This is a genomic window from Flavobacterium sp. LC2016-13 (genome assembly GCF_009707955.1).
Classification (GTDB): Bacteria; Bacteroidota; Bacteroidia; order Flavobacteriales; family Flavobacteriaceae; genus Flavobacterium.
The window spans coordinates 237,447-251,749 of sequence record NZ_WMDQ01000004.1 but is presented as its reverse complement, the minus strand read 5'-3'; the positions used below and the strand labels follow the sequence as shown (position 1 = coordinate 251,749).

Genomic DNA, 14,303 nt, shown 5'->3' with positions numbered 1-14,303 from the left:
TTTTTGAATTAAAAATTAATTGTTTTAAGCCCTATTATGAAATATTATTTAGCATTATTATCTCTTGTTTTTTTTATTACTTGTTCTGCTTTTGCCCAGGAAAAAGTAGTAAAGTATAAAGTTTCAAGTGGAGAAACTATCAATCAGATTGCAGAGAAATTTAAGGTTACGCCTTATGATATTTACTCTTTAAATCCTGATGCGCGAACTGGATTAGTGCCTAATACGGTTTTATTGATTCCAACTTCAGGCAAAGCTACTGCCGTAAAAAAAGAAGTTACAGCATCTAAAAATACTGCAACAGGAAAAGAAACAACGCATGAAGTACAGCCAAAAGAAACATTATTTGGAATAGAGAAAAAATACGGTGTTTCTGATGAAGCCTTAAAAGCTGCGAATCCGTTTTTAGTAGCAAATGGGTTACAAATAGGACAAACGCTTACTATTCCCGCTAAAGGATCAGTGCCAAAAAGCGTAGCAACGACTGCAAAATCAACAACTTCAGAAAAATATGTATATCATGATGTTGTAGCAAAAGAAACTAAATATTCGATTGCAAAAGAATATAAAACTACTATTGAGGATTTAGAAAAACGTAATCCTGATATTGTTGCAAGTTTACCTGTTGGATATAGATTGACCATAAAAGGAACCGCTCCAAAAACAGAAGTTTCAGCTTCGACAGCAAATGTTGAAAAACAAGCTGAAGCTAAAAAATCAAACGAAGCTTCGAAAAAAGGAACAACTTATATGGATTATCAAGTGAAACCTAAAGAAACACTTTATAGTTTATCAAGAACATTTCAGTTAACTCAGGATGAATTGACAGCATTAAATCCGTCACTTTCTGAAGGATTGAAAGAAGGAATGGTTTTAAAAGTACCGTCGGGATTTGTTGCGCCGGTTCCGATCATCGCACAACAACAGCCACAACAAACAGTTGAAAAACCGATCGAAAAAACAGTTGAGAAACCAGTAGAAAACACAGGCGGATCTATCAGAATTCTTGAAAAAGTGAAATCTGAAACCGTTTCTGCTGATCCGGAAGTGGTAGAATTAACGAAAAAGAGAGGTCAAAATGAGCGTAAAAAAGTCGTTTTGCTATTGCCTTTTAACATCGCTAAAATGCAAAACGACACTACAAGTGTTGCAACCAGATTAAAAAAGGATAAATTCCTGAACATGACACTTGATTTTTATTCAGGTGCTTTGATGGCGATAGATTCGGCGAAAGCCTTAAAATTACCAATTGATGTGGCAATTTATGATTCGCAGGAAACTAAAAACACTTCGAACATTTCAGCTTTAATTTCTCAAAATAAATTGCAAGATGCTAATGCCGTTATCGGACCATTTTATCAAAGCAATGCTGAGTCAACTGCCAATTCATTAAGACTATATAATGTTCCGGTAATTTCGCCATTATCAAAAGATACCGCTAATCCAATTGATAATTTGTACCAATCAGTACCTACAAATGATGTAGTTAGAAATGCTGTTTTTGATTATATGCGTGCTAAAAACGGAAATATTGTTGCTGTTGTAGACAAGAAAAAAGAATCAGTAATAAGTTATATCAAACAAAATCAAAAAGGAGTTGTTTTTGCCGGATTGTCAGAAACAGGAGGTTTAGATGTAGCAAGTTTAAAAAGTTTATTGTTGCCAAACCGAATGAATTATGTTGTGATGGAAACGGCTAATACTGCTATGGTTAAAACAACGATAAAAGCTTTATTGGATGCGCAAAAAACATGTCAGGTGCAATTGGTAATTTTAGAGCCAAACAGTACGCTTGATACTGACGAAATTAGTTTTGATAATTTGGTAAAACTAAAATTAATGTACCCTTCTGTAACACGTGAAAGTGATGAGCAGCCTGTTATGATTTTTGAAAAAGAATACAGATTAAAAAACAAGGTTAATCCAAACACTTATGCAACTCGTGGTTTTGATGTAACTTTTGATACGATGATGCGTTTGGTTCAGGAAAAAACATATCAGGAAACGACAGATTCAATAACAACAGAACAAGTTGATAATAAATTTCAGTATTATAAAAAAGAAGATGGAGGACACGCTAACAGAGGTGTTTACATTTTGTATTATGATACAGACTTAACTTTAAAAGTAGCAAATTAATGACATCGAAAGTAACCTATTTAGGCGATTTAAGAACAAAATCTATTCATGTGCAATCAGGAAGTGAAATTATTTCTGACGCACCATTAGATAATAACGGAAAAGGTGAAGCGTTTTCTCCAACTGATACAGTTGCAAATGCTTTGGCAAGTTGTATGATGACAATTATGGGAATTAAAGCTCGTGATTTGAATGTTAATATTAACGACTCAACAGCTGAAGTAACTAAAATAATGAATGCAGAGCCAAGACGAATTGGCGCAATCGAAATTATTTTTGAAATGAAAGGTGATGTTGACGAAAAAACAAGAACTATTTTAGAACGTGCAGGAATGACTTGCCCAGTGTTTTTGAGTTTAAGTAATGAAATCGAAAAACGAATTACTTTTAACTGGAAGTAATTAAATAATTTAAGAATATTTAAAAAGCCATCAGGAAACTGATGGCTTTTTCATTTAATGCAAAAATAGATTGCAAAAAATATGCATAGTGGAATTAAATGGAAATTACGTTGAAAATCTTAGTATTTCTTATATATAACAAGTAGTTAAGAAAAAGTTATTAAGTTATATTTTCTTTGTATTGCAAAAAAAATGCATACATTTACAAAATAATTGCAATTCGGTATAATAATTTGCAAAAAAGCCTGAAGTCTAGGTTTAATTGAGTTTGCTAAGTTTTATTGTATTGTAATTTGAAAGGGTTTATCTTTATATAATATTGATTTTGAGTGATTTAATTTCTTTGTAACGAGATTTAGGCTTCTTGAAATGATTTTGATAAAGACAGAAATTTAAAATAAAAGAAAATATATAGTTATGTTAAAAAGTAAAGTAGACAAAGCAACAGGATTCGAGAAACGTTTCGAGAACATCAATACGGTTGTTTTTGAGAATTCATCTGATGCCTCAAAAGCGGTTGCCAAAGAAATTGCAGCTTTAATTCAATCAAAACAAAAAGAAAACCAGCCTTGTATTTTGGGATTGGCCACAGGATCTTCCCCAAAAGGATTATATGCTGAACTGGTAAGACTTCATAAAGAAGAAGGTTTGAGTTTTAAAAACGTAATCAGTTTCAATCTGGATGAATATTATCCGATGCAGCCTAATTCGATCAACAGTTATGTCCGATTCATGAAAGAACTTTTGTTTGACCATGTTGATATCCTGCCTGAAAACGCGCATGTTCCTGACGGGCTTTTAACCAAGGAACAAATCGCGGATTACTGCCATGAATACGAAGCCAAAATCGAAGCTTTGGGCGGAATCGATCTGCAGATTCTTGGCATTGGAGGAAACGGACATATTGGTTTTAATGAATCGGGTTCGCTTCAAAACTCAAAAACACGTTTGGTGGCGCTGGACCATATTACAAGGGTTGCGGCAAGCAAGGATTTTTCGGGATTGAGCAACACGCCAAGAACCGCTATTACCCTTGGTGTAAAAAAAATCATGGAAGCCAAACAAGTAATATTGATGGCGTGGGGAGAAGGAAAAGCGAGCATTATTAAAAAATCAGTTGAAGATGAAGTAACGAATCAAATTCCGGCTTCGTTTTTACAGGAACATAATAATGCGGTTTTTGTTTTGGACAAAGAAGCTTCTTCAAAACTAACGAGAATCAACAGGCCGTGGCTGGTTGAAAAAGTAATCTGGACCGATAAGTTAATCAGAAAAGCGGTTTTGGGACTGGCATTGGATCTTAAAAAACCAATTTTAATGCTTACCGATGCCGATTATATCGAAAACGGAATGAGTGATTTACTGGCAGATTCAGGTCCTGCTTACGACATCAATATCAAAATATTCAACAAACTGCAAAATACCATTACGGGCTGGCCGGGTGGAAAACCAAATGCAGATGATTCCAACCGTCCTGAAAGGGCAGAACCAACCAAAAAACGTGTGTTGATTTTCAGTCCGCATCCCGATGATGATATCATCAGTATGGGAGGAACTTTCATGCGCCTGCAGGAACAGGGACATGAAGTGCATGTGGCGTACCAAACTTCTGGAAATATCGCGGTTGCGGATGACGAAGCTTTAAGATTTGCCAGATTCGTAATTGATTACAACGAAAAATTCAACATCAAAAGCGCGGAAGCAGATAACATATATCAAAAAGCACAAACATTTTTAGAGAATAAAAAGAACAGCGAAATTGATATTCCCGAAGTAAGATATATTAAAGGGTTGATCAGAAAAGGCGAGGCGAGAGCCACAAGTCATTTTGTGGGGCTGAACGATGACCAGATTCATTTTATGGAATTACCATTTTATGAAACCGGAACCATCGAAAAGAAACCAATCGGACCGGAAGATATTCAATTGACAGTTGATTTAATTGAAAAAATAAAACCGCATCAAATTTATGCAGCAGGAGATCTGGCAGATCCACACGGAACCCATAAAGTTTGTCTGGATGCTATTTTTGAAGCTGTAAAAGTATTAAAACCAAAAGAATTCATGAATGATTGCTGGTTATGGTTGTACCGAGGCGCATGGCAGGAATGGGGAATCGATGAAGTTGAAATGGCAGTACCGATGAGTCCGGATCAGGTTTTGGCAAAACGTCACGGAATCTTCAAACACCAATCCCAAAAAGACGGTGTTGTTTTTCAGGGAACTGATGCCAGGGAGTTTTGGCAAAGAGCCGAAGACAGAAACCACGAAACAGCAGCTTTATACCAACAATTAGGTTTAGCAAGTTATGCCGCGATGGAAGCGTTTGTGAGATGGCATTACTAAGCTGCTAAGGTTGTAAGGAACTAAGATTCTAAGATTTTATATTCGCCACGAATTCACGAATTGATTTAAACCAATTCGTGAATTCGTGGCGAAAATCTTTTAAATCCTTTTAACCTGTGGTAAAAGAAAAAATAAATGATAGTTTTGCACACAACTAAAGTAAGCTGAACAATCTATTTTCTTTCTTCTGGCTTCTTTCTTCTCTAAAAAAAATGGAACAAGACAAAAAACTTCTCATAAAATTAGCTCATACCAAAATGCCTTTCGGGAAATACGAAGGACGTTTTTTAATTGATTTACCTGAATATTATGTAGTTTGGTATCATAGTAAAGGATTTCCTAATGGTGAATTAGGTCAGCAATTGGCGCTTATCTATGAATTAAAATTAAATGGATTAGAAGAATTGATCAGAAACATTAAAAAACAGTACCCTAAACCTTTAAAATAAAATAGTAAGAAAAATCTTTTGCTATTTCATTTTTTTTATTTAAGTTTGATATATAAAATATTACAATTTTTAAAAACTAATTGATACCACAGAATTCAAGACTGAATTTTTTAATGTGTACAAGTCAATATTTTGAAATTATAATATTTACTACATAAAAAATATTATAATTTTTAAAAGTATATTGACACCACAGAATTCAAGACTGAATTTTTAAATGTGTACAAGTCGATGTTTTAAAATTATAATATTTTTTTTGTTCAATATTTACCTCTTTTTATAAGTATTGCTTGTTACTGCTGAAATATATCTATGACTTTGCTTTTTTTAAGTTTTATATTCTTTTTCTAGTAATTTGAAAGATTATTTTATTCTCTTGAATTAAGAACATTCTTCAAAAAAAACTCTAATTAAAAGTTAAAATTATCGATTATAAAACCAAGTAATCATTCTGTTTAAAAATTTGCAAATTATCTCATTCTCTTATTGATAAATTGTCTAATTAAATTTGTACTTTTGCCAAGTTTTTTACACAACTACAATACAAACAACAACAGAATGAATCAAACAAAATATATTTTTGTTACAGGTGGTGTGACTTCTTCTTTGGGAAAAGGAATTATCGCAGCATCTTTAGCAAAATTGTTACAAGGAAGAGGTTACCGTACAACTATTCAAAAATTCGATCCGTATATTAATGTAGATCCGGGGACACTAAACCCGTACGAGCATGGAGAGTGTTATGTAACAGATGATGGTGCCGAAACTGATTTAGATTTAGGACACTACGAACGTTTTCTTAACGTTCCTACTTCTCAGGCTAATAACGTTACTACAGGAAGAGTTTATCTTTCTGTTATTGAGAAAGAAAGAAGAGGAGAATTTTTAGGAAAAACGGTTCAGGTTGTACCTCATATTACAAACGAAATTAAAGACAGAATGCAATTGCTTGGTAAATCAGGCGATTATGATATTGTAATTACTGAAATTGGTGGAACTGTAGGTGATATTGAATCTTTACCTTATATAGAGTCTGTTCGTCAGTTGGTTTGGGAGTTGGGAGAAAATAACGGAATTGTTATTCATTTAACATTAGTTCCATTTTTAGCTGCTGCGGGTGAGTTAAAAACAAAACCTACGCAACACTCTGTAAAAACATTGATGGAAAGCGGTATAAAAGCTGATATTTTGGTTTGTAGAACTGAGCATGAATTGTCTCAGGAATTACGTCAAAAACTGGCTTTGTTTTGTAATGTTAAAAAAGAAGCAGTTATTCAATCGATCGATGCTTCAACAATATATGAAGTTCCAAATTTAATGCTTGAAGAAGGATTAGATGTTGTGGCTTTGAAAAAATTAGATTTACCTAAAAAAGCAGCTCCGGATTTAAAAAACTGGAATACTTTTTTACGCAGATTAAAAAATCCAAAACATACCGTAAATATCGGTTTAATTGGAAAATACGTAGAAATGCAGGATTGTTACAAATCTATTTTAGAGGCGTTTATTCATGCAGGTGCTGCAAATGAAACAAAAGTTAATGTGATTTCGATTCACTCAGAACACATTAATATTGATAATGTAGAAGAAAAATTAGGAACTCTTGACGGAGTTTTAGTTGCGCCTGGTTTTGGAGAAAGAGGTATTGAAGGAAAAATTGAAGCAGTTCGTTTTGCACGTGAAAATAATATTCCGTTTTTCGGAATTTGTTTAGGAATGCAAATGTCTGTAATTGAATATTCAAGAAATATTTTAGGTTATGCTGAAGCGAATTCAACTGAGATGAATGAAAAAACAAAACATCCGGTTGTAGATTTGATGGAAGAGCAAAAAACAATTACCGATAAAGGAGGAACAATGCGTCTTGGTGCTTGGAAATGTGATATTAAACCAAACACTTTAGCGTATAAAATCTACGGTCAAAAAACAATTTCGGAGCGTCACCGTCACCGTTATGAGTATAATAATAAATACGCAGATGAATTACATAAAGCAGGATTAAAAGCTTCTGGAGTAAATCCTGATACAGGATTGGTTGAAATCGTAGAGCTTGAAAATCACCCGTTTTTCATTGGTGTACAATATCACCCTGAATACAAAAGTACCGTTGCAAACCCACATCCAATTTTCGTGAATTTTGTGGCTGCTGCTGTAGATGCACATAAAAAATAATAATTAATATTCTGAAAAGTTGTAACGTTTGAGTTAAACTCATAACTAATAGCCTTTAACGAATAACCTTTTTTAAATTATAATGGAAGAAAAAAAATTTGATCTTAATTCAATCATTGGTTTTGTATTGATATTTGGAATTTTGATTTGGATTATGTACCAAAATCAGCCTTCTGACAAAGAGATCGCTGCTGAAAAAGCAAAGAAAGAATTAGTAGCGAAACAAGAAGCTCAGGCAAAAGCTGATAAAACTAAAACAGCTGTTTTACCGGTTGCTGCTGCAACTCCGGGGGATACTGTTCAGTTGGCTCAATTGCAAAAAACTTTAGGTGGATTTGCATATTCTGCTACGCTTCCTTCTGCAAAAGAAACTTTTACAACTATTGAAAACGAAAAGCTAAAACTTAAAATCGCTAATAAAGGTGGTTATATCGTTGAAGCTACGCTTAAAGAATTTGAAAGGTTTAAAAAAGGTTCAGGTCAATTAGTAGAGTTGATTAAAGACAATAATGCTAATTTAAATATTCAGTTACAAACAACAGATAACAGAACTTTAAACTCTAAAGATTTGTTTTTTGAACCAACATTAACAAAAGTTGGTGCTGATCAGGTTTTGACAATGCGTTTGAAAGCCGGAGCTAACGAATTTTTAGAATACAAATACATATTAAAACCAAATGATTATTTAGTTGGTTTTGACATTCGTTCACAAGGTTTAAACAAAGTTTTAAATTCATCTAAACCATTAGATTTAGTTTGGGATTTAAAAACGTACAGAAACGAGAAAAGTATTTCTTATGAAAATCGCTATGCTCAAATTGAGTATGAATACGGAGATGAAAAATTCAGCTCAGTAAACAATCGTGGTCAGGGAAAAGAAGAAGCTCCTGAAAAACTAAAATTTATTGCGTTTAAACAACATTTTTTCACGGCTATTTTATCAACAGATAAAGCATTTGCAACCTCTAAATTGCAATCTGATGATTTAGTTAAAGATGAAAAAATCGATACTGTATTTACAAAACAATTTAAAGCAACTGTTCCTTTGGCTTTTTCTAATGGAGAAGTTGATTATAAAATGAGCTGGTATTTTGGACCGGCTGATTATAAAACTTTAAAAGCATACGATAAAAACTTTGAAAAAATTATTCCATTAGGTTGGGGAATTTTCGGATGGATTAACAAATGGGTTTTCATTCCGTTATTCGGATTTTTAAGTTCAACAATTGGATTGTCTTTAGGAATTGCAATTATCATTTTTACAATTTTGATCAAATTGGCCATGTCGCCAATTACTTATAAGTCATTCTTGTCTCAGGCTAAAATGAAAGTTTTACGTCCTGAAATTACAGAATTGGGAGAAAAATTCAAAAAAGACCCAATGAAGAAACAACAAGAAACGATGAAATTATACAACAAAGCAGGAGTAAACCCAATGGCAGGATGTATTCCGGCATTGATTCAGCTTCCGTTTATGTATGCTTCGTTCCAGTTTTTCCCTTCAGCTTTTGAGTTAAGACAAAAAGGTTTCCTTTGGGCAGACGATTTATCTTCATTTGACTCGGTTGTAAAATTGCCATTTAATATTCCATTATATGGAGATCATATTAGTTTGTTTCCAATTTTGGCAGCAATTGCAATTTTCTTCTACATGAAAATGACTTCTGGAGATCAGCAAATGGCAGCGCCTCAGCAAGAAGGTATGCCGGATATGGCAAAAATGATGAAAATCATGATTTATGTTTCGCCATTAATGATGTTAATCTTCTTCAATAGTTATGGTGCAGGTTTGAGTTTGTATAACTTTATCTCTAACTTAATTACAATCGGAATTATGTTTGTAATTAAAAACTATATTGTTGATACGGATAAAATTCATGCTCAGATTCAGGAAAATAAATTAAAAGAGCCTAAAAAACAAAGTAAGTTTCAAAAGCGTCTTCAGGAAGTTATGGAGCAACAAGAAGCTGCAAAAGCTCAGAATAAAAAGAAATAATACAATAAAAAAAATCTCGATTTATCGGGATTTTTTTTATACTTGTCGATATACTTTATAAAGCACAATTTCGTTTAAGTTTAAAATTGAATATAAGATGATTTTAAAAAGAATAATTTTTGGATTGGCATTATTGAATGCTTTTGTAATAACTGCTCAAACTGACTTAAATAAACTTGATGAAAGCGGAAAAAAAGATGGTTTGTGGAAAGGAATTTATGAAGTTTCTAAACGTCCTCGTTATGAAGGTACTTTTAGTCATGGAAAAGAAACAGGAGTATTTAAATTTTTTGATGATACTAAAAAAGGCGATGTAATTGCAACCAGAGATTTTACTGCTAACGATGGAAGTGCATACAACATTTTTTATGATCAGAGTAAAAATATAGTAAGCGAAGGCAAAGTTATTGGAAAAAACTATGAAGGCGAATGGAAGTATTATCACAAAGCTTCTAAAATAATAATGGCAGTCGAAAACTACAAAAACGGAAAGCTTGAAGGACCAAGAACGGTTTATTATCCGAACTCGAAAGTGGCTGAAGAAATGACGTATAAAAATGGCAAGAAAGAAGGAATCTATAAAAAGTTTGGACAAAACGGAATTATTTTAGAACAAACTACTTATGGCAACGATCAATATAATGGAGATGCTGTTTTTTATGATTCTGATGGAGTAGTAGCTTCTAAAGGAAAATTTATTAACGGAAAAAAAGCTGGAATGTGGCAGTTTTACTTAAAAGGAAAACTAACGAAAGAAGTTAATATGAGTGATCCGAAAAGCAGTTACAAAGCTGATTCTAAACCTAAAATGGAATAAGAATTCTTAAATATATTGGGCGGCTTTGCTGCCCATTTTTTTTGCCACAAATTATACAAATTAGCACTGATTTTTTTAGCAATGTAAGTTAAATCAATTCGTTATAATTTGTGTGATTTGTGGCAAACTTTATTTATAATCAAAACATAATTTGATTAAATTTGGATTCAATACTATTATAAAATGGATTTAAACGAACTGGCCGGCCGATTTTTATTGTTGTTTTTCTCAATTCTTATTTTATATTTTTTCTCGAACCGAAAAGATAATGAAATCATAAATCCGTTGATGGTTATTGTTGGACTTTGTACTTTTTCGCTTTGTTATTTATTTACAAAAATCGAAATTGGAGTAGGAATTGGGTTCGGGTTATTTGCGATTTTTTCTATTTTAAGATTTCGAACACAATCGTTTACTGTAAATGCTATTATTTTTCTTTTTGCGACGATTACACTTTCCATTTTAGATATTATGTATCCGTATGAAAAAATAGAAATCCTATTGTTTTTTCAGGTAATTATAATCGGATTTTATATCATTGGCTCCGTTTTGGTGAACAGAAAAGTTTCTAAATATCTAAATACGGTTACTATTAAAATTGCATTAGACAGCAATTTTTCTTTAGACAACGGAACGATTAGAAAATCTATTCAGAGTAAAATTAATATTGAAGATTTTGATTTTAAAATCATCAATATCAATACTGTCGGAAACGAAATTGATATTTTAGTTTTATACTAATTATTCATTAAAAGGTCTCACTTGTTTAATGTATAAATCCCTGTTTTCTCCAACAATTTTAAATTCGATATCTACGGGATGAAAACCGTTTTTTCTCCAATAACGGTACATTTTAGTTTCGATTTTTGTACTTGCCAGGAAAAGTGTACTGATTTCTTTTCTGCTTAATATGGGCTCATTATTATTAAGATTTGAATTAGAAGTATAATCTACATCAAAATCATTATCATCGCTTCCGGTATTAAAATGATAAATAATAAATTGTTCGCAAACTTCTCCTTTTTCAGGTTTAACAACAGAATTTTCTCCTTTTTGAACGTTTACGGTAATTCCTGTAAAATTTGTTCTGAATATATTTTTTGTAATGACAACGCCATTAGCCAATTCGTCCGGAAAAGAACGATGAACCAAAACTCCCATTGCAATGCTTTCCTGATCAATGCCAAAAAGTTCTCTTTCTAAAAACGAACTTTCATTCCAAGTACTTGCCCAAACTAGTTTAATGGCTTTTTCAAAAGTTTTTATGCTATCTCCTAAAATTCCTGTTTTAGAATCATAAAGTCCTGCACCATTAAAATCATCCATATCTTCGGCGTTGGTAGAAGATCTGAATCTGAAATTTTTAAAATTGGTATTTTTAAAAGCAACATTCAATTTAGAGATCAAAGAAGGATCAATTGGTTCTTTTTTAATAGCATCGCGTATTTTTTTCAGTTGATTTTTAACCCATATTGTTGAATCTTTATGAGGATAAATCAAAAGTTCATTGATTAAAGGATAGATTGATTTTTTTTGAATGTGCTTTGTGTAAAAATAAAACGGAATAGCGTGTGCATCTTCGGGTGTTTTAAATTTTACATCTTTTGAAATAGCAATTAGATACGCCATATTTTGCGCCTTCGAACCAATATAATTGACACCTTTTTTAGGTATTGTAGCCAAATCGACTAATTCGGTAACGCTGTTATCTACAGTTAGTTTTTTCTTTTTCTTAATGACTTTTTGTGCTATTTTTTTATCAGTTTCTTTGATATAAAAAGTATCAATAGCAATTTTTAATTCGACCTTTTTAGAGATCAATTTTTTGATATTTGGATCTTTAAAAACAGTTGTGTAAGCCATAATAGGAATCTTCCGGTTTTTGCCTAATAATACCAAATGGCTTAACGGAGTTTGTAATTCATTTACAATAATTCCTCTCACATTAGGCAAAATTTCAGGAGTTCCGTCCAGAATAATAATCTCGTCTGAATTTGGCTTTATCGTTTCTAGCTCTTTGACTTTGTACTGTTTTAAAATACCAACATTTTTGCCTGAAACGACTTCCTGATAAGTAAGTTCATTAAAAATATAGTCTGATTTAACGCATGGAATTTTAAATTTATGCTGTTGAAACCATTCTATTTGTTCCGGATTGTTTAGATAAAATTTCAAATCCTTGCCAATAAAGGTTGACTGTAATATTAAATTATAAAATCGTTCTATTAATGAAATCGACATGTGATCTGAAGCTGCTAATTCAAAAATCCATTTGTCAGTTCCTTTGATGTGGTTCAGGTTTCCTAATAATAATTCCCTGTCTTTTTCATTATCGCCATAATTATTGTTGTTAAAAACATCAAGATCTTTACTGTAACCTAAATAATTGACCACAAAATCGAAATGTAAACGAATCAGACTGCTGTTGAAATAGTACATTTTTTGTCTTTTCAAATCATAAATAACTTTTACCGATTCGATATTTGAAAATTTATCAGATAATGGTTTTCCCTTAAATGCTTTATATGCCTGATAATTTGATAAAGAAGCACTATAATTTTGCGCACTTACGGTCGTTAAAAGAATAAAGAAAATAAAAGCATAAAACGGTTTCGACATGACATTTTAATTAGTTGATTAAAAGTAATTAAAAAAAGCAATAAGTTTTATCTACCGCTTCATTATATAAACCAATCAAAACCATTCTAATTATCTAAAATATGACTTACCTTTGCACCCTTATAAAAATATAAAGGAGTTAAAATGAAACGTGTAGTTGTTGGACTTTCCGGTGGTGTAGATTCTAGTGTTGCTGCTTATTTATTGCAACAGCAAGGTTACGAAGTTATTGGGCTTTTTATGAAAAACTGGCACGATGATTCGGTTACTATTTCTAACGAATGTCCGTGGTTAGAAGACAGTAATGATGCTTTATTGGTAGCTGAAAAACTTGGAATACCGTTTCAAACTGTTGATTTGAGTGAAGAATACAAAGAAAAAATCGTTGACTATATGTTTAACGAATATGAAAAAGGAAGAACTCCAAATCCTGATGTGCTTTGTAATCGCGAAATCAAATTTGATGTTTTTATGAAAATTGCCTTAAGTCTTGGGGCAGATTATGTGGCAACAGGTCATTATTGTCAAAAAAATGAAATTGAAGTTGACGGAAAACCAGTTTATCAATTAATTGCCGGAGCAGATAATAACAAAGATCAATCTTATTTTTTATGTCAATTATCGCAAGAGCAATTGGCAAAATCTTTATTTCCAATTGGGGCTTTAACCAAACCCGAAGTGCGTGAAATCGCTGCTGAAATGGATTTGGTAACTGCAGAAAAGAAAGATTCTCAAGGATTATGTTTTATAGGTAAAGTTCGTTTACCGGAATTTTTGCAACAAAAATTACAGCCAAAAGACGGTAAAATTGTTCAGGTTGATAAAAATGATCCAATTTATACGATCGAAAAACCAGCTGGTTTATCATTGCATGAAGAATTAAAATTAGAATCTCAAAAACTAAATTATATTCCAACCATAGGAAAAGTGGTGGGAAAACATCAGGGAGCTCATTATTTTACGATTGGACAACGAAAAGGACTAAATGTAGGCGGAACAACAGATCCGTTATTTATTATCGCTACAGATGTCGAAACGAATACTATTTATACCGGTTTAACGAGCCAACATCCGGGTTTATTTAAAAAAGCTTTGTTTATCGAAAAATCCGAAGTGCATTGGATTCGTACAGATTTAACGTTGAAAGTTGGAGAAACGATGGAAGTAATGGCCAGAATTCGTTACCGTCAGCCTTTGCAAAAAGCAATGTTACACCAATTTGAAGACGGAATGTATGTTTCTTTTGATGAACCTCAATCTGCTATTACAGAAGGGCAATTCGCGGCTTGGTATTTCGATAATGAATTAGTTGGTTCGGGAGTAATTTCTTAGCTTTATACTTTTTTACCAAGGTTTGACCTTTA

The 14,303-nt window shown here is 32.4% G+C and carries 10 protein-coding genes; 9 read left to right on the top strand and 1 reads right to left on the bottom strand.

The genetic code is table 11. The features are described from left to right. Positions 1-36: 36 nt before the first annotated feature. From GKZ86_RS10350 to GKZ86_RS10315, 8 genes are all read left to right on the top strand, one after another. A complete protein-coding gene (locus GKZ86_RS10350; protein WP_154783033.1) occupies positions 37-2,139 on the top strand; it encodes a LysM peptidoglycan-binding domain-containing protein in 2,103 nt (700 codons plus the stop codon). Then, positions 2,139-2,540, top strand: coding sequence for an OsmC family protein (locus tag GKZ86_RS10345; RefSeq protein ID WP_154783032.1), 402 nt, complete (start codon positions 2,139-2,141; stop codon positions 2,538-2,540). The genes GKZ86_RS10350 and GKZ86_RS10345 overlap by 1 nt, the downstream gene beginning before the upstream one ends. Positions 2,541-2,957: 417 nt before the next feature. Beyond that, positions 2,958-4,886: a glucosamine-6-phosphate deaminase gene (gene nagB / locus GKZ86_RS10340; protein ID WP_154783031.1), complete on the top strand. Its 1,929-nt coding sequence runs from the start codon at positions 2,958-2,960 to the stop codon at positions 4,884-4,886. 212 nt (positions 4,887-5,098) lie between these two features. Further along, positions 5,099-5,335, top strand: coding sequence for a DUF3820 family protein (locus GKZ86_RS10335; RefSeq protein ID WP_154783030.1), 237 nt, complete (start codon positions 5,099-5,101; stop codon positions 5,333-5,335). 558 nt (positions 5,336-5,893) lie between these two features. Continuing rightward, positions 5,894-7,507 carry a CTP synthase gene (locus GKZ86_RS10330; RefSeq protein WP_154783029.1) on the top strand — a complete coding sequence of 538 codons (1,614 nt, stop codon included), beginning with the start codon at positions 5,894-5,896 and terminating at the stop codon, positions 7,505-7,507. 82 nt (positions 7,508-7,589) lie between these two features. Continuing rightward, entirely contained in the window at positions 7,590-9,503 is a 1,914-nt protein-coding gene (gene yidC, locus GKZ86_RS10325; protein ID WP_154783028.1) for a membrane protein insertase YidC, read from the top strand. A 97-nt stretch (positions 9,504-9,600) separates the two neighbouring features. Beyond that, complete coding sequence (locus GKZ86_RS10320; protein ID WP_154783027.1) at positions 9,601-10,320, top strand: toxin-antitoxin system YwqK family antitoxin; 720 nt, start codon at positions 9,601-9,603, stop codon at positions 10,318-10,320. A gap of 183 nt (positions 10,321-10,503) precedes the next feature. Beyond that, positions 10,504-11,061: a DUF4956 domain-containing protein gene (locus tag GKZ86_RS10315; RefSeq protein WP_154783026.1), complete on the top strand. Its 558-nt coding sequence runs from the start codon at positions 10,504-10,506 to the stop codon at positions 11,059-11,061. Here the strand turns inward: GKZ86_RS10315 and GKZ86_RS10310 are convergent, their stop codons facing one another. Beyond that, a complete protein-coding gene (locus tag GKZ86_RS10310) occupies positions 11,062-12,939 on the bottom strand; it encodes a PEP/pyruvate-binding domain-containing protein (protein ID WP_154783025.1) in 1,878 nt (625 codons plus the stop codon). Positions 12,940-13,083: 144 nt separating this feature from the next. On the opposite strand from GKZ86_RS10310, the gene mnmA reads away from it, so the two are divergent. After that, complete coding sequence (mnmA, locus tag GKZ86_RS10305; RefSeq protein ID WP_154783024.1) at positions 13,084-14,271, top strand: tRNA 2-thiouridine(34) synthase MnmA; 1,188 nt, start codon at positions 13,084-13,086, stop codon at positions 14,269-14,271. Positions 14,272-14,303 lie beyond the last annotated feature (32 nt).